Source organism: Stappia sediminis (assembly GCF_009826895.1).
In the GTDB taxonomy this organism is placed as follows: domain Bacteria; phylum Pseudomonadota; class Alphaproteobacteria; order Rhizobiales; family Stappiaceae; genus Hongsoonwoonella; species Hongsoonwoonella sediminis.
In genome coordinates this window covers 350,630-368,975 of the sequence record NZ_WUMV01000007.1, presented here as the reverse complement: position 1 = coordinate 368,975, position 18,346 = coordinate 350,630, and the positions used below count along the sequence as shown (strand labels likewise).

The following is an 18,346-nucleotide window of genomic DNA, read 5'->3' as shown; positions in this document are numbered from 1 at the left end:
GATGCCTTCGAACGCGAGATACATTCGCTCAGGTCGCCTCGCCGGCCTCGGTCTCATCCTCCTGGCGGGCTCGTTCCTGGCAGGGTGCCAGCAGACCACTCCGTATACGACCGAGGCTCTGGCGGCCAACGACTACCAGCTGCGCCATCCGATCATCGTGGACGAGGGCACGGAAACCCTCGACCTGCCGGTCGGCGCGGGCATGCGCAGGCTGCCCCCGCAGATGGCCGCCGCGGTTGCCAGTTTCGCCGCCGACGGACGGCGCAGGGGCGCAAGCGTGATGGAAATCATCGTTCCGTCCGGCTCCGCCAATGAATCCGCAGTCCATGCGATCACGCCGGGGCTCAGGTCCGCCATCAAGCGCGGCGGCATTTCCGGCAAGAGGATCGTGACCCGTTCCTATCCGGTGGCCGATCCAAGTATTTCCGCCCCGGTTCGCCTCGCCTATCCGACCATCAAGGCGGAGGTGGGCCCGTGCGGTACCTGGCCCGACGACGTGACCGGGGACTTCGCCAACACCGACTACTACGATTTCGGCTGCGCCACTCAGAAGAATCTCGCCGCGTTAGTCGATGATCCGGCGGATTTCATCTACCCGCGCGCTCAAGGTCCGGCGGACCAGCAGCGTCGCTCCACGGTCTTCGAAAAGTATCGCAGGGGTGAAAGAACCGGGTCGGATTACAAGGAAGGCGACGGCGCCAAGATATCCGATGCGGCTAACTGATCCGAGAGAGGTTGCGACATGAGCAGTCTGGCGTATGACCCGAATCCGGCCGCGGAGGCCGGAGAGTCCCGAAAGGCGGAGGAGCCAGCGCGCGACGAGGTGCCGGCTGGAGGTGCACCGGCGGACCTAAGGCCCGTGCCGCGCATCTCCGTTCAGGCTTTTTGCGAGACGCCCGAAACGGCGAAGATGATGGAATCGGCCAGCATCGACCGGAGAATGTCGAAGGCCCACGTGAAGGTTCACATGGGCGGCATCGCGGCCGCGGTCGATTTTTACGGGTCGGCGCCGACGCCGAACCTCATCGTGATCGAGTGCAGTTTGCCGGCTAACGAACTGATCGAACACCTCGACGGTCTTGCCGAGGTTTGCGATCCGGGCTCCAAGGTGGTGATTATCGGCCACGTGAATGACGTGACCCTTTATCGCGACCTTATCCATCGCGGTGTCAGCGAATATCTGGTCGCCCCTGTCAGCCTGTTTCAGCTTGTCGCCACCATAGGCGATCTCTACACGGATCCGACGGCCGAGCCTTTGGGGCGCACGATCGCATTCGTTGGAGCGAAAGGCGGGTGCGGGGCCTCCACGGTCGCCCACAACGTGGCCTGGTCCATCGCCAGGTTGTTCGAAAACGACGTCGTGCTCGCGGACCTCGACCTCGCTTTCGGGACTGCCGGGCTCGATTTCAATCAGGACCCTCTGCAGGGCATCATGGAGGCGATCTCCGCGCCTGAGCGCCTGGATGAGACGTTCCTCGATCGCCTCTTGTCGAAATGCACGGACCAGCTCAGCCTGCTGGCGGCGCCGGCCTCGCTCGAAAAGACCTATGACCATGACGAGAAGACCTTCGACAGTCTGATCGAGGTCATGCGCAAGACGACGCCTTCGGTGGTCATGGATATGCCCCACTCGTGGACGAACTGGACACGGCATCTGATCGGCACGGCGGACGAAATCGTCATCGTGGCCGAACCGGACCTCGCCAATCTGCGCAATGCCAAGAACCTGCTCGACACGCTCAGGCAGATGCGCCCGAACGACAGCCGTCCGCACCTCGTGCTCAACAGGGTGAATGTTCCCAAACGTCCCGAAATCAAGCCGGAAGAGTTCACGGCCGCCCTCGATCTGGAGCCGGCGGCTGCGATCCCCTTCGACCCTCAGCTTTTCGGAACGGCGGCGAACAACGGCCAGATGATCGGCGAGCTTGATCCGAAGCATCAGTCGAAGGCGCAGTTCGATCTGGTGTCGCAGATCGTCACGGGGCGCAGCGAAGTAAGGAAACCTAAGGGAGCGGGCCTCAATATGCTGATGGCGCGTTTCCTGAAGAAGCGCAAGGGTGCGGCGAAAGGGGCATAGCGTCCCGCTTCGCCGCGAAGTGTCAGGCGCAGGGCCGCTCCGGCGGCCAGCGGTCAGGATCAACGGAAGCTGGTGATCATGTTCGGCAGACGAGGAAATCCCGGTTCGGTTCCAGTGAAGCCGCCAGTCGCAAAGCCGGCGGAAGAAAAAGTCACTGCGCCGCCGCCCGAAACCAAAGCGGCATCCCAACCGCAGGCGGAACCCGCGCCCGCGCCCAAGCCCGAGCAGAAAGCGGCCGCACCTGCCACGCAGCCGCCTCTGGAGCCGGAGCCGCAGCCCGCGCGCTCCTCGAAGCGTTCGAAGGATTATTACGAGACCAAGGCCTCGATCTTCAACGCGTTGGTCGAGGCGATCGACCTTTCGCAGCTTTCCCGCCTCGGGCCGGAGGATGCGCGCGAGGAAATCCGCGATGTCGTGAACGACATCATCGCGCTCAAGAATGTCGTCATGTCGATCTCGGAGCAGGAAGACCTGCTTGAAGACATCTGTAACGACGTTCTGGGTTACGGGCCGCTCGAACCCTTGCTGATGCGAGACGACATCGCCGATATCATGGTGAACGGTGCCGATACGGTCTACATCGAGACCGAGGGCAAGGTTCATCAGACCGGCGTTCAGTTCCGTGACAACAAGCAGCTTATGAACATCTGCCAGCGGATCGTGAGCCAGGTCGGCCGCCGCGTCGACGAATCGAGCCCGATCTGCGACGCGCGCCTTCCCGACGGTTCGCGCGTCAACGTCATCGCGCCGCCGCTTTCCATCGACGGTCCCGCACTCACCATTCGTAAGTTCAAGAAGGACAAGCTCACTCTCGACCAGCTGGTCCAGTTCGGCTCGGTGTCGCCGGAAGGTGCGACCATCCTCCAGATCATCGGGCGCGTGCGCTGTAACGTGCTGATTTCCGGCGGTACGGGTTCCGGCAAGACGACGCTGCTGAACTGCCTTACCCGTTACATCGACCACGACGAACGCATCATCACTTGCGAGGATGCGGCGGAACTGCAATTGCAGCAGCCGCATGTGGTGCGCCTGGAAACCCGTCCTCCCAACCTGGAGGGCGAAGGCGAAATCACCATGCGCGATCTCGTCAAGAACTGCCTGCGTATGCGTCCTGAACGCATAATCGTGGGCGAAGTGCGCGGACCCGAGGCCTTCGACCTTCTTCAGGCGATGAACACCGGCCACGACGGGTCGATGGGCACGCTGCACGCCAACAGCCCGCGCGAGGCCCTGTCCCGCCTTGAATCGATGATCACGATGGGTGGTTTCACCCTGCCGTCGCGAACCCTTAGGGAAATGATCGTTTCCTCGATCGACGTCATCGTGCAGGCGCAGCGCCTTCGTGACGGTTCACGCCGCATTACCCACGTTACCGAAGTGGTCGGCATGGAAGGGGATGTGATCATCACGCAGGATGTCTACGTCTACGATATCCTGGGCGAGGACGCGCATGGACGCCTGCTCGGGCGCCACCGCTCCACCGGCATCGGCCGGCCCGTTTTCTGGGAGCGCGCGCGCTACTTCAACGAGGAGAACAGGCTTGCCCATGCCCTCGATGCCGCGGAGGTGAACGAAAGTGTCAATGGCTGACCTGCAGGCTTACCTCACGCCCGAAATCACGGTGGTGGCGATTGCGCTTCTGGTCGCCTTTTCGATCGGCGGCGTTCTTTACGCCCTTTTTCAGCCTCGGCTGAATGGCGAGCTGAATCGCGAAAAGCGCATCCATGAAATTTCCGCGCGCCACGAGATCCACGCCGATCGTCTCAAGGCCCGTGACGCCGACCGGCGGCGCAAGAACGTGCAGGATCAGCTCAAGGAATTCGAGGAGCGGCAGCGGTCCAGGCAGAAAAAGGAAAGCCTGGATCTGGAATTGCGCATCAAACAGGCCGGCCTGTCATGGTCGAAGCGCATGTTCTGGCTCGTCTCGTTGTTGATAGGGCTGGCGGCTGCTTTTGCCGGTTTTCTCGTCAAGCCCTCGCCGTGGGTTGTCGGCGCGTTCGGCTTCGTCGGATTCCTGGGTCTTCCCCGCTGGTTCGTGGCCTGGCGGCGCAAGAAGCGTTTCAATGCCTTTCTCGACGAGTTGCCGAATGCCGTGGACGTGATCGTGCGTGGCGCGAAGGCGGGCCTGCCGGTCAACGAGTGCATCCAGATTGTCGCGGCCGAGGCGCGGGAGCCTGTCGCCAGCGAGTTTCGCCGCATCGTCGAAACGCAGACAATGGGCGTGTCGCTGGCGGAAGCCGTTGCACGCATGCCGAAAAGGGTCCCCGTGGCGGAAGCGAATTTTTTTGCCATCGTCATCGCGATCCAGCAGCAGGCCGGCGGTTCGCTGTCGGAAGCGCTCGGCAATCTTTCGAAGGTTCTGCGCGGACGCAAGACCCTGCAGGGCAAGATCAAGGCGATGAGTTCCGAGGCGAAGGCCTCGGCCGGCATCATCGGTTCCCTTCCGTTCATCGTCATAGCGCTGCTTTCGCTCACCAGCCCTGACTATATCGGCATCCTTTTCGAGGATCCGACGGGCAATCTGATCCTGGCCGGCGGTCTTTGCTGGATGACGATGGGAATTCTGGTGATGCGTAAAATGATCAACTTCGATCACTGATCAATTGGCGAAGCCGGTTTCGCTGAAGGTGAAGAACGGGTTTCGCAGGGGGTTTGAATGAATATCGACGTTGCAAGCCTGGCCAGCCGGGAAACCCTGATCGCGGTGCTTACGACTGTCGCCGTGGCGGGCACGATCCTGACCCTGGCCTTGCCGATATTGGAAGGTGACAGGCTGAAAAGCCGGATGAAATCCGTAGCGCTCGAACGCGAGAAGATGCGCGCGCGCGAGCGGGCGCGCATGGCGACGGAAAAGGGCGAAGCGCGGGCTTCGCTGCGCAATCAGCCGAAACACCAGATCAAGCAGTTCGTCGACAGGTTCAATCTCGCGAGCGGCCTTGCAAACGAGGAGACGCGCCAGCAACTGCGTCAGGCAGGGTATCGCGGCACGGCGCCGCTCTACACGTATCTGATTGCCCGGATCGTCGCGCCGATCGTGCTTTTCCTGGCGGCGATCGTATATACGTTTTCCGTCCTCCCCGACGATCAGCCGGCGATCCTCAAGCTCGGCATCTCGTTCGGCGTGGGCGTGGTCGGCTTCTACGGGCCGAATATCTACCTGAAGAACAGGATTCAAAACCGGCAGGTTTCCATCAACAGGGCGTGGCCCGACGCACTCGACCTCATGTTGATCTGCGTGGAATCCGGCATGTCCATCGAAGCCGCATTTCGCAAGGTCGCCGATGAAATCGGCATTCAGTCCATCGCGCTGGCGGAGGAACTGACGCTTACGAATGCGGAACTTTCCTATCTTGGCGAGCGCCGCAAGGCTTACGAGAACCTGGCAAGTCGTACCGGCGTGGATGGCGTGAAGAACGTCGTGACGGCGCTGATCCAGGCTGAGCGCTACGGTACGCCGATCGGCCAGGCGATCCGCGTCATGGCGGAGGAAAACCGCGAGCAGCGCACCCAGGCGGCGGAAAAGAAAGCTGCCTCACTGCCGCCGAAGCTGACGGTGCCCATGATCCTGTTCTTCCTGCCGGTGCTCTTCGCCGTCATCATCGGCCCGGCGATCATCCAGGTCCTGGAGAACTTCTGATCGCGCCGAATTCGCCGGAGCCATTTTCTCATCGGATGGAATAGTCCGATCAATAAGAAAGCGATCCGGATTCTATCCCTTGAGCATAATCTTGTCGTTCGCATCGTTTCGTCGCGAACGGAGTGTGCTCTGGCATCTTTTTTGCCGTTTGTAGCGCCGCTCCATGCTTGTTTACGGGGCCATGACCTGCGTCTCGATTTGATTGTCGGCGGAAGACCCGTTTTCAAGAGAACGGCACGCGCTCCCGAATTGCGTTCCGAGATTTCCGGATGCAAGAAAAACCGCCCGGTCCGTAACGGCCCGGGCGGATTTTCGATTGTTGTTGTAAGGCGCTTGGAAGGCTTCGCCTCAGCCGTCCTTGTTGTCGTCGACCGATTTGATCTCCGCCCAGCTGTTTCGCTGTGCGAGCATTCCCTTCAGATAGGCGATGTTGGCATTCGCCTGGGCCGGGTCGATCTCGGCGCTCGCGACCTGTTCGGCCTCCTCGAATTTGCCCTGAAGGCCAAGGGCAAGGGCAAGGTTCTGGCGAATGCGGCTGTCGGCATTCGGGTTTGCGGCGGCCTTGCGCAAGGATTCCTCGGCTTGCGGAAGTTCGCCTGCGAGAAGGTAGGAAAGACCGAGATTGTTCAGGAGCGTCGGTTCTCCCGGCGCGATCTTGAGCGCCTGGCGATAAAGATCGCGCGCCTCGTTCTGGTCTCCCATCTGGTCGAGGATCGCCGCTTCGGCCGAGAGCAGGCGCCAGTCCGGATTGGTCGGCGTCTGGGCATTGCGCACCACGTTGAGCGCTTCGGAAAGCTTGCCGGCTTCGGCCAGAACCTTGCCGTAGGCAGCCGAAAGGTCGCGGTCCTTGTGATCGGCGATCACGGCCTTGCGCAGCACGGCCTCCGCCTGTTCAATCTGGCCGTTGCGGCGCAGAGATGCGGCGTAGTTCAGGATATTGTCGCGATCCTTGGCGTCTTTTTCGTAAGCGCTCGCCCAGTAATTCACGGACTGGCGCGCCGCGTCGGAGCCGGGCGCCACGTAACTCTGTGTGGAGGGGGCATGGGAGCCCACGGCCCTTTTCGACGACGCGCAGCCGGAAAGGGCTACGGCGGCCGTGACGGCCAGCACGATCGGAAGTCCGCGAGCGTTACGCTTCGCTTTCGGCTTTTCCACGAAACGCGGGCGGATCTGCGGATGGACGGTCATTTGAGGCCCCCGGAGGAAAGATGCAAATTGCATGACCTAGCAATAGCTCGTTAACCCTAACGGATCGTTAAGATGTACTCCGGCGGCATTGCGGAATGGCGATTGAACGCAAGCGATCGCCTTTTTACTCTATGGGCGAAACCCAATTCGTCTTCTCGCAGAAAAAGGAACGCGCGTGCGCAACGTTCTTATCCCCCACGACCCGTCGAAAGAGACCATTCCCGTTTACGGGGTGACGCCCGAAACCCTGGAAGAGCGGCTCCTGCAACTGCCGAAACATGCGCGCGCATGGGCGCAGGCGGCGGGCTACAAGGCGGGGGCTGCCAAGGTCCTGACCCTGCCGGGAGAGGACGGGCGCATCGCCTTCGCGCTTCTGGGGCTCGATCGGGAGGGATCGCATCCCGATTTCGCGGCCGGTGCCCTTGCCGGAAGCCTGCCTGCGGGCGATTACCGGATTGCGGAAGGTTTCGCCGATACCGATACCGCGGCTCTCGCCTTCGCCCTTTCGGCCTATCGTTTCGGGCGGTACCGCCGCACCTCGTCTGCCGAACTGCCCCGGCTGATGGTGCCTTCGGGCACGGATGTCGGCGCGCTCGGCATCATCCTCGATGGGGTCGGGCTTGCCCGCGACCTCATCAATACGCCGGCTAACGACCTTGGACCTGCCGAACTTGCCGACGAGGCGGCCCGCCTGTTCGCCGCACACGGCGGGACCACTGAAGTGGTGGTTGGCGATGATCTTCTGGACAAGGGTTTTCCCATGGTCCACGCGGTGGGGGCGGGCAGCGACCGCGCACCCAGGCTGGTGGACTGCACGTGGGGGCCGCAAGACGCGCCCAAGGTCACGCTCGTCGGCAAGGGTGTCGTGTTCGACACCGGCGGGCTCGATATCAAGCCGTCGAACGCCATGCTCCTGATGAAGAAGGACATGGGCGGCGCAGCGAACGTGCTCGGCCTTGCCTCCATGATCATGGCGGCGAAGCTTCCCGTCAGGTTGCGCGTCATCATCCCCGCGGTGGAAAATGCCATCAGCGGGCGCGCCTTTCGTCCGGGCGATATCCTGCAAAGCCGCAAGGGCATCACCGTGGAGATCGGCAATACGGATGCCGAAGGCCGTCTCATTCTGGGCGATGCGCTTGCCCTTGCCGATGAGGAGGCGCCCGAAATCCTGATCGACATGGCGACGCTGACGGGGGCGGCGCGCGTCGCGCTTGGGCCGGATCTTCCGCCTTTCTATACCGATGACGACACCCTCGCGGATCGGCTGGCGGCTGCCGCCCATGCGGTCAACGACCCGCTCTGGCGCATGCCTTTGTGGAAGCCGTATGCGAAATATCTCGAGTCGCGCGTGGCCGACACCAACCACATAAATACGACCGGCGGCGGCTTCGCCGGCTCGGTCACGGCGGCGCTCTTCCTCGCGAAATTCGTCGAAAAGGCGGAAAGCTGGGTGCATTTCGACATTTACGGCTGGTCGCCGTCCGAGCGTCCGGGCCGGCCGAAGGGAGGCGAGGCGCAGGCGATCCGCGCGCTCTTTTCCCTTTTTCGGGAGCGGTTCCCGGTTGATGCTTGATAACGGAACCGAAACGATTAAGGGTTTAACACTGGAAAGGTGAATTAACGCAATGTGAGCTTGATCGACACGCGGCGGACGGATGGCAATCGACTTGCGCCCCTCGCAGGCGCTTCGCCTGTGGCATGATGTGACGCTTGCGCTGGTGCGCGACGGCGAGCAGGACCTGACGGCCCGCCAGGTGGCGATCCTCCTGACGGTCTATCTCGAGCAGCCGCCGCATACCGTGCGCGGCCTCGCCGCCAAGCTCGGCGTCACCAAGCCGGCGATTACCCGCGCGCTCGACACTTTGGGCAACAAGAAGCTTCTGTCGCGCCGGCGTGACGAAGCGGACCGAAGAAACGTTATCGTGACCCGCACCGTCGACGGCGCGCTTTATGTCGAGCGTATCGGCGATATGGTGGTGGAAATGGCGAAAGTCCTACCGCGTTAAATTCATTTCGATCCGGACAGGCTGGAATGTCGGAAACTCTCGATAAAAGACTGCACCCCGTGCGGCCCGATCTCGCCGCGCGAAGCTATCAGGGCCGCGTGGACGCCGCCCGTTTCGTCGATGGCACGAAAAAGCGCGTTACGCGTTCCATCGCGCCGATCCGGCCGGAACCGCGCACCGACCGGTCGATCGACACGCAAGCGCTCTTCGGCGAGACCTTCACCGTCTACGAGGAAACGGCGGAAGGCTGGGCCTGGGGTCAGCTGGAAACCGACGGCTATGTCGGCTTTATGCCGAGCGACGCGCTTGTCGCCGATTCACCCGCGCCGACCCATCGCGTAGCTGCCCTCAGGAGCTACCGCTATCCATACGCGGAGTTGAAGAGCCCGCCGCTCGACCTCCTGTCCATGGGGTCGCTGGTCGCGGTTGCGGGTTACGAGACGACGCGCGGTCTTGATTACGCGCTGCTGGCCGACGGCTCGGCCATTGTCGCCAAGCATCTCGTGCCGCTCGATCACAGGGTCGGGGATTGGGTAAGTGTCGCGGAAAGCTTCGCCGGCACGCCATATTTATGGGGCGGGCGCTCCTCGCTCGGGCTCGACTGTTCGGCGATCCTCCAGCTTGCCGCGCAGGCCGGGGGCGTAAAGATCATGCGCGACAGCTACATGCAGGAGGAAACGGCGGGGGAAGCGCTTGATATTTCAGCCGGCCTGCCGGATCTGAAGCGCGGCGATCTCGTCTTCTGGAAGGGCCACATCGGCATCATGCGCGATGCCGAAACGCTGCTTCACGCCAACGGCTTCACCATGATGGTGTCGAGCGAGCCGCTCGCAGGTGCGATCGCCCGCATCCGGGAAAAGGACGGCACGCCCGTCACCGCAGTGCGGCGTATCCGGCACTCCTGATTTTCAGTATCCCGCTTTCAGGTCGACGAGGTTTTCAAGCGGCTTTCCCGCCTCGAACGCCCTGATCTGCCCCGCCACATAGGTGGAAAGCGCTGCCGGATCGCTGTCGGCGGCGATATGCGGCGTGATGATCGCGTTCGGCAGGTTCCAGAGCGGGCTGTCGGAGGCAAGCGGTTCGGTTTCGAATACGTCGAGGCTTGCGGCCTTCAGCGTACCGTCGGTGAGCGCGCGCACGATGTCGCCCTCAACCTGCGTCGCGCCACGGCCCGCGTTGATGAAGATGGGGCCGCCGTGCACGCCGTCTCGTGCGAGTTTGGAAAGGAACGCGTGGTCGATCAGATGCGTCGTATCCGGCGTCAGCGGAAGCAGGTTCACCAGAATGTCCGTGCGGGCAAGAAACGCGTCCAGCTCGGCTGCGCCCGCGAAACACTCCACACCTTCGATTGCCTTTTTCGACCTTGCCCACCCGGCGACATTGAAGCCGAAGCGGACGAGCATTTCCGCCGCATCCTTGCCCAACACGCCGAGACCGAGAATGCCGACGCGCACTTCCGCAGTGCCCGGCTGCGTATGTTCCTTCCAGAGGCGTTTCGTTTGCTGCTCGGCATAGGTCGGCAGCTTGCGGTGGTGGAGGAGCACCTGCAGCGTGATCCATTCGGTCATGCGCGCGGTCAGATCCGGATCGACGACACGCACGACCGGAACGTCCGGCAGGCTCTGGCCCTTGAGGATATGGTCGACGCCCGCCCCAAGCGAGAAGATCACCTTGAGGCCGGGAAGCGAATTCAAAAGCTCGCCCGGCGCCTTCCACGTCAGCACATATTCAATGTCTCGCGGATCGCCCATCGCATCCGGCCACGTCCTGATCTCGTGTTCCGGCAGGCGCTCTTTCATGCGCTCCGCCCAAGGGGCGGGGTCCCAGCCTTTGACGGCGATCAGAAGGGCCATTGAGGTCTCCTCGGCGGTATACGGAAGGTATGACGGTTTGCGGATGTTAGTTCGCGCGGAGTCTTATCACCCGTGGCGGTTATTGCGAACCACCTGACGACACCTGAAATACGGTGGGGTCACTCGCCCGCAGGCACGCTCTTCAACGCGGGGTTCAGGAGCGTCGGCTGGTTGTTGCCGCGTTCGCTGGAGGGAAGCTCCTCCAGAGAGCCGAGGTCCAGTTCCTCGATGTTGCGTCCGCGCTTGGTGATCTTGTCGGTGGAAATCAGGATCTGGTCGATGTCCTTGGACGTCTGGCCGAAGTGCGTCTGAAGCTTGCGCACGCGCTCGTCCAGCCGGTTGACGTCGTCCATCAGCTTGCCGACCTCCGCCTGGATCAGATGCGCCTGCTCGCGCATGCGCGCGTCCTTCAGGAGCGACTGTACAACCTGTATCGAAAGCAGCAGCAGGGATGGCGAGACGAAGACGACGCGCGCGCGATGCGCCTTCTGGATAATGTCTTCGAAGTTCTCGTGGATTTCGGCAAAGACGCTTTCCGAAGGCACGAACAGGAAGGCGGTGTCCTGCGTCTCGCCGGGGATCAGGTATCGCTCGCGGATGTCCTGCACGTGCTTGCCGACATCCCGGCGGAACTGCGCCTGCGCCTGTTTCGCTTCTTCCGGGCGTTCGGCGTTACGGATCAGGTTGTAGCCTTCGAGCGGAAACTTCGCGTCGATGACGAGCGGCGGCGCGCCGTTCGGCAGGTGCACCACGCAGTCGGGCCTCACCCCGGTCGAAAGTGTTTGCTGGAAAGAGAAGGCGGTCGCGGGAAGCGCGTCCTGGATGATCGCCTCCATCCGGCCCTGGCCGAAGGCGCCGCGCGTCTGCTTGTTGGCGAGGATCGTCTGAAGCTCCACGACCTGGCCGGAAAGGTCGGTGATCGTGCGCTGGGCACGGTCGATCACGGCAAGGCGTTCATGAAGCTGGCGCAACCCGTCGTTCGTGTGCTTGGTGGTGTCGGTCATCGTCTGGCCGAGCTTCTGGCCCATGCCGTCGAGCCGTTCGTTGACGGCGCGCATCATGTCCGACTGCCGGCTGCCGAAAACCTCGGCCATCGTCTGCATGCGCCCGGTCATTTCCGATTGGGTGCGCAGCAGTTCCGAAATCCGCTCCTCAAGCTCGTGGGTATGTTCGCTCGCGCGGATTTCAGCGTCCGCGCGGCTGCGGGACTGGCGCAAGACCACGATCAGAAGCACGCTGATCGCAACAACGACGAAGAGCCCGAGCGCAAGCCCGGCCTCAAGCACGGTGACGGGAAAATTGCCGAATCGAAAGAGAATCACATCCATGGAAACAAATATAGAACAAATGAGCGACGGCAGAAAAGGAGCGCGCTCAGCGATCCCCGAGAATCTGCCGCATTGACCTTCCCCCTTCGATTTTCTATCTGAAGCGCATGACGAAGCGCGACATCATCATTCTGCCCGACCCGAAGCTCAGGCTCGTGAGCGAACCCGTGGCGACGATAGACGACGGGATCCGCCAGCTTGCCGACGACATGCTGGAGACCATGTACGAGGCGCCGGGCATCGGCCTTGCGGCGATCCAGATCGGTATCGCGAAGCGCATGCTCGTGCTCGATGTCGCCAAGGAAGACGAGCCGAAGAGCCCGATGGTCGTCATCAATCCGGAAATCGTCTTCGAATCCGAGGAACGCAGCATCTACCAGGAAGGCTGCCTGTCGATCCCGGAGTATTACGAAGATGTCGAGCGTCCGGTGCGCATCGGCGTGAAATTCCAGGACCGTGAGGGCAACAGTCACGAGATCGAAGCCGACGGGCTGCTTGCCACCTGCCTGCAGCATGAGATCGATCACCTTAACGGCGTGCTCTTCATCGATTACCTTTCGAAGCTGAAGCGCGACCGGATCGAGAAGAAGTTCATCAAGCAGGCGCGCCAATCGAAGAGCGGCGCGGCCTGATCGGGCTTTCGAACCGGCGATGTTGAAGAAGGAGCCTGGAACTCATGGAATTCAGCTTCTTCCTCAAGGTCTTTGCGGCCCTTTTCGCCATCATGAACCCTTTCGCGAACCTGCCCGTCTTTCTCTCGCTGACGGACGACAGGGATGAAGCGGGCAAGCGTGCCGTCGCCGTCACCACCTTCATCGGCATTGCCGTCGGCTCCGTCATCGTTTTTTTCGCGGGCGAAGCGGTGCTCAAGGTCTTCGGCATCGGGTTGGATGACTTTCGCCTTGCAGGCGGCTTTCTCATCCTGCTGATCGCCATTTCCATGCTGCATGGGTCGCAAAGCTCGAGCCATGCGGGCACGGCGAAGGAGCAGGACCACCAGGCCGCGCAGGACAATCCGGCGATCTATCCGCTCACCGTCCCGATCCTGCTTGGCCCCGGCACGATTTCGACGATCATCATCTTCCGCCATCAGGCGCACAGCCCCGCCATGGACATCGCGGTCGCGGCCGCGCTTGCGGCGATTGTGGTGCTACTCGGCGTTTTCTTTCTGGCCGGCCCCGCGCTCGGGCGGCTTCTGGGGCAAACGGCGACAAGCGTCATGAGCCGGCTGATGGGCATGATCCTCGCAGCGATCGCCATGGAAATGATGGTCTCAAGCCTGAAGACCCTCTGGCCCGGGCTTGCCTGAGCGCACCGGAAGCCGGCCTTGCCCGGCGGCGCGTAATTCGTTAGCTACGCCTCGAGCCGAATTTTTTCCTTCATCTGATCGGAGCCGCTTTTTATGACCCTGCGCGTCGTCTTCATGGGAACGCCGGAATTTTCCGTGCCGACCCTCATGGAAATCGTGGGCCAGGGCTATGACGTCGTCGCCTGTTATTCGCAACCGCCAAGAAAGGCCGGGCGAGGCATGGAACTCACGCATTCTCCGGTTCATCAGGCGGCGGAAACACTCGGTATTCCGGTCTTCACCCCGGCCTCGCTGAAGTCGGAGGAAGAGCAGGAGAAGTTCCGCGCTCTTGAGGCCGATGTCGCCGTCGTCGTCGCCTACGGGCTGATCCTGCCGAAGGCTATCCTGGAGGCGCCGGAGCACGGCTGCCTCAATCTCCATGCCTCGCTCCTGCCGCGCTGGCGGGGTGCCGCGCCCATCAACCGGGCGATCATGGCGGGAGATGAAGAGACAGGCATAGAGGTCATGCGCATGGAGGAGGGCCTAGACACCGGCCCCGTCTGCATGGCCGAAAGGGTCGGGATCGGGCAGGACATGACGGCGGGCGAATTGCACGACCGCCTGTCGGCGCTCGGCGGAGATCTGATGGTGCGCGCGCTTGCCGCCCTTTCGCGCGGCGCGCTTGGCGGCGTGCCTCAGGCGGAGGAAGGCGTTACCTATGCCGCCAAGCTCGACAAGCGCGAAACGCGGATCGACTGGGCGAAGCCCGCGCGGGAGGTTCATAATCACATTCGCGGCCTGTCTCCCTTTCCTGGCGCCTGGTGCGAGGTCGAGGTCGGCGGCAAGGCGGAACGGGTAAAGATTCTGCGCTCCACGCTTGTGGAGGGTAACGGAGAGCCGAGTACAATCCTGGACGGCAATCTCGCCGTTGCCTGCGGGGAGGGGGCGGTTCGCCTTCTCCAGCTTCAGCGCGCGGGCAGGAAGCCCATGGGCGCGGAAGAGTTCCTGCGCGGGCTTGCGCTGAAGACGGGTGATTGTTTCCTTTGATCGTATCGCCCGTGCGGTGTTCAATAGGGCGCGTTGAAAAAGTTCAGGAAAGATCGACCCGTGGCGAATGGCGTTGAGGCTCCCCAATACCGCGTAAGACCGGCTGAAAGTGCGGACGCGCACGGCATACATTCCGTCGTCAATGCCGCCTTCGGTCAGTCGGCGGAGGCCGATCTGGTGGATGAGCTGCGTGGCTGCGGCGCGCTCGTCGTGGAACTCGTCGCGGAGGACGACCAGAAGAACATCGTCGGCCATGTCGCGATCAGCCGCGTGACGGCGGGCAGCGGGCCGGGTCATCGCCTCGCCATTACCTGTCTCGCGCCGCTTTCCGTTCTTCCCGTTTGCCAGAAGCGCGGCATAGGCACCGCACTTACCCATGCTGCTGTCGAGCGGCTGAAGGAGATGGGCGAAGACCTCATCCTCGTGGTGGGCGATCCTGCCTATTACACGCGCCTCGGGTTCGATCCGGGCCTTGCGCGTGAAGTCAAGGGGCCTTATGCAGGCGACGCTTTCATGGCGCTTGCGCTGAGCAGCGCCGGTGGCCGCGATCTTCCGGTGGAGGTCGGCTTCGCCACTCCGTTCGAGGCTTTCGAGTAGTTTATCGCCCATGCCCCGCTACAAGCTGACGGTGGAATATGATGGCCGGCCTTTCGTCGGCTGGCAGCGGCAGGCCAACGGGCCGTCCGTGCAGGGCGTGATCGAGCGCGCGATCCTTGCCTTCTCCGGCGAAACGGTGACGATCGGCGGCGCGGGGCGCACCGATTCCGGCGTTCATGCGCTGGGCCAGGTGGCGCACGCCGATCTTGAGCAGGACTGGCCGGCGGAAACGGTCATGAACGCGCTCAATTTCCATTGCCAGCCGGACCCGGTGGCCATTCTCGCCTGCGAGAAGATGCATGAGGGATTCGACGCGCGTTTTTCCGCGATCCGCCGCCATTACCGCTACCGCATCGTCAATCGCTTCCCCCCGCTCACGCACGAAAAAGGCCTTGCCTGGCATGTGAAGAAGGAACGCCTCAATGCCGCGGCGATGCACGAGGCGGCGCAGGTCTTCGTCGGCCATATCGACTTCACGACCTTTCGCCATTCCCGATGTCAGGCGAAAAGCCCCTGGAAGACGCTGGAGCGTTTCGAGGTCTGGCGCGAGGGCGACGTCATCCTTGCGGAATGCTCGGCCCGTTCCTTCCTGCACAATCAGGTGCGTTCCATGGTCGGCACGCTGAAGCTCGTGGGTGAGGGGCGCTGGACTTCATCGGACGTGCAAAAGGCGCTCGACGCGCTCGATCGAAAGGCGTGCGGACCGGTCGCTCCTGCTGATGGTCTTTACCTGACGCAGGTCGACTACCGTTCGGCGGAGGCCGACCGCAAGTCGCTTGAAGGCTATCTCGCTTCGCTAGAATCGAGTCAGGCAGCGGTTTCGGAGGAAGAGGACGAAGCTTCCGGCTGATCCTCCGCTTCCGGCACGACCTTCCGGTAAAGATGCCAAGTCGTGTGACCCAGTATCGGCAGCGTCAGGACGAGCCCCAGGAACAGCGGCAGCATCGAAAGAAGCAGCGTCACGGTCACGATCAGCGCCCAGCCGACCATCGGCACGGGGCTGGTGACGACCGAGCGCACGCTCGTGATCATCGCGGTGATGAAGTCGACATCCCGGTCAAGCAGCATCGGAAAGGAGACGACGGTCAGCGAGAACAGGATGATCGAGATGCCCGCGCCGACGATATTGCCGATGAGCAGGAACATCAGCCCCTCGGGCGTCGTCACCACCACCTCCAGGAATTCGGTGAAGCTCGCGAATGACTGGAAGCCGAGGAAGAGCGCCAGCAGCAGCCTGACCTGGTACATCCACATGATCTGGACGAAGAGCACGACGAACGCCATCCAGGTGATTTCCCTGCGCCGCTGCTCCCAGATAACGCCGAGCACGCCCGGCCAGCTGAGCGGCGTTCCCGCCTCCAGCCTGCGGCTCACCTCGTAAAGGCCGACGGCGATGAACGGCCCGATCATCCAGAAGGCGACGGCGAGCGGATAGGAGAGATAGCTCATGCCGAGCCACGCCGCCGTGCCGACCACGAGGATGCCGCCGGCGGCATAGACCGCGCCGAAGAAGAGGCCATAAAGGGGGGCGGCGCGGAAATCGCGCATGCCGGATGCCAACGCATCCACGATCTCGTTGAAGGTGATCGGGTTGACCCGCGTCGGGTCCGGCCTTCGGGCGATCGTGTCGCCCGCAGGCTTTACCGGCGCGCCGCTTTCGGTGCTCGACATGGAGTTCCTCCGGAGTCTGTATTCCTTGATTATTCGCAGCGTTAAGAATGCAGGGGAGGGAGTGAGGATCAAGTCGTAATCAAACGTATGGAGAAGGAGAAAGTGAAATCCGCGCACGGGAAGCGAAACAGTGTCACTCCCGTCAGTATTCCGGGCGGGTATCCGCGACGGAAAACCCGAAATCTGATACGCTTTAGCTGATTGCTGACCAACGATCCTTTGGCGATGGCAATATTGGGTGTTCCCATGATCGAAGTTCGCGGGATGACCGGTGGAATGGCTCGATTGGAGCCAGGCAGTCTGGATGCGCTTCGAGGCCGGTTTCAGGGGCAGGTTCTACTGCCGGCGGACGATGGATACGATGAAGCGCGCACCGTCTGGAACGCGGCGGTCGACAAGCGGCCCGCACTGATCCTGCGTTGCGCCGATGCGGATGATGTCGCGGAGGCGGTGAAGTTTGCCCGTTCTCGCGGCCTTCTGGTTTCCGTGCGATGCGGCGGGCACAACGCCGCGGGCAAGGCGGTCGCCGACAAGGGCATCATGATCGACCTGACCTTGATGAACCGCGTCGAGGTCGATCCCGCGATCAAAATCGCCGTCGTGGGCGGAGGCGCGCGCCTTGGAGATTTCGACCGCGCGGCGCAGGAGCATGGTCTTGCGACGACGGCAGGCGTCGTCACGCATACGGGCGTCGGCGGTTTGACGCTCGGCGGCGGCGTGGGAATTCTCGCGCGTAAATACGGGCTTGCCTGCGACAATCTCCTGTCGATCGACCTCGTCACCGCCGAGGGTGAGCGGCTTGTGGCGAGCGAGGATGAGAACCCGGACCTCTTCTGGGCGCTGCGCGGGGGCGGGGGCAATTTCGGCATCGCGACCGCCTTCAGGTTCCGTCTGCATGAGATCGGGAGGAAGGCCTGGTTCGCCGCCGCGACGCACCCGCTGGAGAAATCCTTCGGAGTCCTGAAATTTCTGATGGACTATGCTCCATCCGCGCCGCGTGAAGTGGCGTCGAAGGCGGTGTTCGCCACGGCGGAAGACGGCGCGCGCGTGGTCACGATAGGCGCCACGCATGTAGCACCTGTGGAAAATGTGCCCACGGTCCTGCGGCCTGTGGTCGAGCATGGTTCGCCGCTTGTGACCAGGCTGGAGGAGCGACCCTATCTGGACATCCAGTCGGACGCTGACCTGCGTTTTCCCTACGGCCAGCACTACTATTGGAAGACGCATCTGATCAGGGCCTTGCCGGATGAGGTGCTGGATGTGCTGATCGGCTGTTTCGCGCGGGTGCCCAACCATCGCTCGATGATCATCCTCCAGCAGTTCGGCGGCGCGGTGGCCGATGTCGCGACCGATGCGACGGCCTTCGCCAACCGTGACGCGGAGTTCGACTTCATCCCCACCGCCGTCTGGCACGAGGGAGAGGATTCAGGGCCGCTGATCGAATGGGTCCGGCAGACGTGGGCGGCCATGAAGCCCTTCGCGACAGGCGGGGTCTATCTCAACAGCCTCGGCAGCGACGAGGAAGACGAACGCCGGGTGGGCGAGGCTACCGGCGCCAACATGGCAAGGCTGCGGGATATCAAGGCCAGATACGATCCGGACAATTTCTTCCGGCTGAACGCCAACATCGAGCCCTCGGCGCGCTGAACCAACA

18 protein-coding genes are annotated in these 18,346 nt (G+C 62.5%); 14 read left to right on the top strand and 4 right to left on the bottom strand.

What is annotated here, in order from left to right; all coding sequences use genetic code 11:
- Position 1: 1 nt before the first annotated feature.
- From GR183_RS15990 to GR183_RS15970, 5 genes are all read left to right on the top strand, one after another.
- The gene (locus tag GR183_RS15990; RefSeq protein ID WP_160776644.1) at positions 2 to 724 is read left to right on the top strand and encodes a CpaD family pilus assembly protein; all 723 of its coding nucleotides are present in this window, start codon (positions 2 to 4) and stop codon (positions 722 to 724) included.
- Between the two features lie 18 nt (positions 725 to 742).
- On the top strand, positions 743 to 2,077 hold the full coding sequence (locus tag GR183_RS15985; RefSeq protein ID WP_160776643.1) for a CpaE/TadZ family protein: 1,335 nt from the start codon (positions 743 to 745) through the stop codon (positions 2,075 to 2,077).
- 78 nt (positions 2,078 to 2,155) lie between these two features.
- A complete protein-coding gene (locus GR183_RS15980; protein ID WP_208999875.1) occupies positions 2,156 to 3,667 on the top strand; it encodes an ATPase, T2SS/T4P/T4SS family in 1,512 nt (503 codons plus the stop codon).
- Positions 3,660 to 4,676: a type II secretion system F family protein gene (locus GR183_RS15975; RefSeq protein ID WP_160776642.1), complete on the top strand. Its 1,017-nt coding sequence runs from the start codon at positions 3,660 to 3,662 to the stop codon at positions 4,674 to 4,676. The genes GR183_RS15980 and GR183_RS15975 overlap by 8 nt, the downstream gene beginning before the upstream one ends.
- A 57-nt stretch (positions 4,677 to 4,733) precedes the next feature.
- On the top strand, positions 4,734 to 5,714 hold the full coding sequence (locus GR183_RS15970) for a type II secretion system F family protein (RefSeq protein WP_160776641.1): 981 nt from the start codon (positions 4,734 to 4,736) through the stop codon (positions 5,712 to 5,714).
- Positions 5,715 to 6,062: 348 nt separating this feature from the next.
- Here GR183_RS15970 and GR183_RS15965 read toward each other — a convergent pair whose 3' ends face one another.
- On the bottom strand, positions 6,063 to 6,902 hold the full coding sequence (locus GR183_RS15965; RefSeq protein ID WP_160776640.1) for a tetratricopeptide repeat protein: 840 nt from the start codon (positions 6,900 to 6,902) through the stop codon (positions 6,063 to 6,065).
- A gap of 217 nt (positions 6,903 to 7,119) precedes the next feature.
- On the opposite strand from GR183_RS15965, the gene GR183_RS15960 reads away from it, so the two are divergent.
- The 3 genes from GR183_RS15960 to GR183_RS15950 all read left to right on the top strand — a co-directional run bounded on the left by GR183_RS15960 (position 7,120) and on the right by GR183_RS15950 (position 9,813).
- Complete coding sequence (locus GR183_RS15960; protein ID WP_312846844.1) at positions 7,120 to 8,475, top strand: leucyl aminopeptidase family protein; 1,356 nt, start codon at positions 7,120 to 7,122, stop codon at positions 8,473 to 8,475.
- 82 nt (positions 8,476 to 8,557) lie between these two features.
- Positions 8,558 to 8,908: a MarR family transcriptional regulator gene (locus tag GR183_RS15955; RefSeq protein WP_160776639.1), complete on the top strand. Its 351-nt coding sequence runs from the start codon at positions 8,558 to 8,560 to the stop codon at positions 8,906 to 8,908.
- A 26-nt stretch (positions 8,909 to 8,934) separates the two neighbouring features.
- Positions 8,935 to 9,813 (top strand): C40 family peptidase, encoded by an 879-nt coding sequence (locus GR183_RS15950; RefSeq protein WP_160776638.1) that lies wholly within the window; start codon positions 8,935 to 8,937, stop codon positions 9,811 to 9,813.
- A gap of 3 nt (positions 9,814 to 9,816) precedes the next feature.
- On the opposite strand, the gene GR183_RS15945 is transcribed toward GR183_RS15950, so the two are convergent.
- Both GR183_RS15945 and GR183_RS15940 read right to left on the bottom strand, forming a co-directional pair.
- Positions 9,817 to 10,761: a 2-hydroxyacid dehydrogenase gene (locus GR183_RS15945; RefSeq protein ID WP_160776637.1), complete on the bottom strand. Its 945-nt coding sequence runs from the start codon at positions 10,759 to 10,761 to the stop codon at positions 9,817 to 9,819.
- Positions 10,762 to 10,880: 119 nt separating this feature from the next.
- Complete coding sequence (locus tag GR183_RS15940) at positions 10,881 to 12,089, bottom strand: DNA recombination protein RmuC (RefSeq protein WP_160776636.1); 1,209 nt, start codon at positions 12,087 to 12,089, stop codon at positions 10,881 to 10,883.
- Positions 12,090 to 12,196: 107 nt separating this feature from the next.
- On the opposite strand from GR183_RS15940, the gene def reads away from it, so the two are divergent.
- The 5 genes from def to truA all read left to right on the top strand — a co-directional run bounded on the left by def (position 12,197) and on the right by truA (position 15,871).
- Positions 12,197 to 12,721 (top strand): peptide deformylase, encoded by a 525-nt coding sequence (gene def, locus GR183_RS15935; RefSeq protein ID WP_160776635.1) that lies wholly within the window; start codon positions 12,197 to 12,199, stop codon positions 12,719 to 12,721.
- Positions 12,722 to 12,765: 44 nt separating this feature from the next.
- A complete protein-coding gene (locus GR183_RS15930) occupies positions 12,766 to 13,398 on the top strand; it encodes a MarC family protein (RefSeq protein ID WP_160776634.1) in 633 nt (210 codons plus the stop codon).
- 99 nt (positions 13,399 to 13,497) lie between these two features.
- A complete protein-coding gene (gene fmt / locus GR183_RS15925) occupies positions 13,498 to 14,424 on the top strand; it encodes a methionyl-tRNA formyltransferase (RefSeq protein WP_160776759.1) in 927 nt (308 codons plus the stop codon).
- Positions 14,425 to 14,484: 60 nt separating this feature from the next.
- On the top strand, positions 14,485 to 15,021 hold the full coding sequence (locus GR183_RS15920; protein ID WP_160776633.1) for a GNAT family N-acetyltransferase: 537 nt from the start codon (positions 14,485 to 14,487) through the stop codon (positions 15,019 to 15,021).
- 10 nt (positions 15,022 to 15,031) lie between these two features.
- Positions 15,032 to 15,871, top strand: a complete 840-nt coding sequence (gene truA, locus GR183_RS15915; RefSeq protein ID WP_160776632.1) for a tRNA pseudouridine(38-40) synthase TruA — start codon at positions 15,032 to 15,034, stop codon at positions 15,869 to 15,871.
- Here the strand turns inward: truA and GR183_RS15910 are convergent.
- Positions 15,829 to 16,692, bottom strand: coding sequence for a DUF2189 domain-containing protein (locus tag GR183_RS15910; protein WP_160776631.1), 864 nt, complete (start codon positions 16,690 to 16,692; stop codon positions 15,829 to 15,831). The two genes, truA and GR183_RS15910, sit on opposite strands and share 43 nt — an antisense overlap.
- Before the next feature lie 276 nt (positions 16,693 to 16,968).
- On the opposite strand from GR183_RS15910, the gene GR183_RS15905 reads away from it, so the two are divergent.
- The gene (locus GR183_RS15905) at positions 16,969 to 18,339 is read left to right on the top strand and encodes an FAD-binding oxidoreductase (protein WP_202396129.1); all 1,371 of its coding nucleotides are present in this window, start codon (positions 16,969 to 16,971) and stop codon (positions 18,337 to 18,339) included.
- Positions 18,340 to 18,346: the final 7 nt, after the last annotated feature.

Excerpts from the sequence above, each read along its gene's own strand:
- GR183_RS15990 (WP_160776644.1), top strand. The coding sequence starts at position 2 with ATGCCTTCGAACGCGAGATACATTCGCTCAGGTCGCCTCGCCGGCCTC.
- GR183_RS15985 (WP_160776643.1), top strand. The coding sequence starts at position 743 with ATGAGCAGTCTGGCGTATGACCCGAATCCGGCCGCGGAGGCCGGAGAG.
- GR183_RS15980 (WP_208999875.1), top strand. The coding sequence starts at position 2,156 with ATGTTCGGCAGACGAGGAAATCCCGGTTCGGTTCCAGTGAAGCCGCCA.
- GR183_RS15975 (WP_160776642.1), top strand. The coding sequence starts at position 3,660 with ATGGCTGACCTGCAGGCTTACCTCACGCCCGAAATCACGGTGGTGGCG.
- GR183_RS15970 (WP_160776641.1), top strand. The coding sequence starts at position 4,734 with ATGAATATCGACGTTGCAAGCCTGGCCAGCCGGGAAACCCTGATCGCG.
- GR183_RS15965 (WP_160776640.1), bottom strand. The coding sequence starts at position 6,902 with ATGACCGTCCATCCGCAGATCCGCCCGCGTTTCGTGGAAAAGCCGAAA.
- GR183_RS15955 (WP_160776639.1), top strand. The coding sequence starts at position 8,558 with ATGGCAATCGACTTGCGCCCCTCGCAGGCGCTTCGCCTGTGGCATGAT.
- GR183_RS15950 (WP_160776638.1), top strand. The coding sequence starts at position 8,935 with ATGTCGGAAACTCTCGATAAAAGACTGCACCCCGTGCGGCCCGATCTC.
- GR183_RS15945 (WP_160776637.1), bottom strand. The coding sequence starts at position 10,761 with ATGGCCCTTCTGATCGCCGTCAAAGGCTGGGACCCCGCCCCTTGGGCG.
- GR183_RS15940 (WP_160776636.1), bottom strand. The coding sequence starts at position 12,089 with ATGGATGTGATTCTCTTTCGATTCGGCAATTTTCCCGTCACCGTGCTT.
- def (WP_160776635.1), top strand. The coding sequence starts at position 12,197 with ATGACGAAGCGCGACATCATCATTCTGCCCGACCCGAAGCTCAGGCTC.
- GR183_RS15930 (WP_160776634.1), top strand. The coding sequence starts at position 12,766 with ATGGAATTCAGCTTCTTCCTCAAGGTCTTTGCGGCCCTTTTCGCCATC.
- truA (WP_160776632.1), top strand. The coding sequence starts at position 15,032 with ATGCCCCGCTACAAGCTGACGGTGGAATATGATGGCCGGCCTTTCGTC.
- GR183_RS15910 (WP_160776631.1), bottom strand. The coding sequence starts at position 16,692 with ATGTCGAGCACCGAAAGCGGCGCGCCGGTAAAGCCTGCGGGCGACACG.
- GR183_RS15905 (WP_202396129.1), top strand. The coding sequence starts at position 16,969 with ATGGCTCGATTGGAGCCAGGCAGTCTGGATGCGCTTCGAGGCCGGTTT.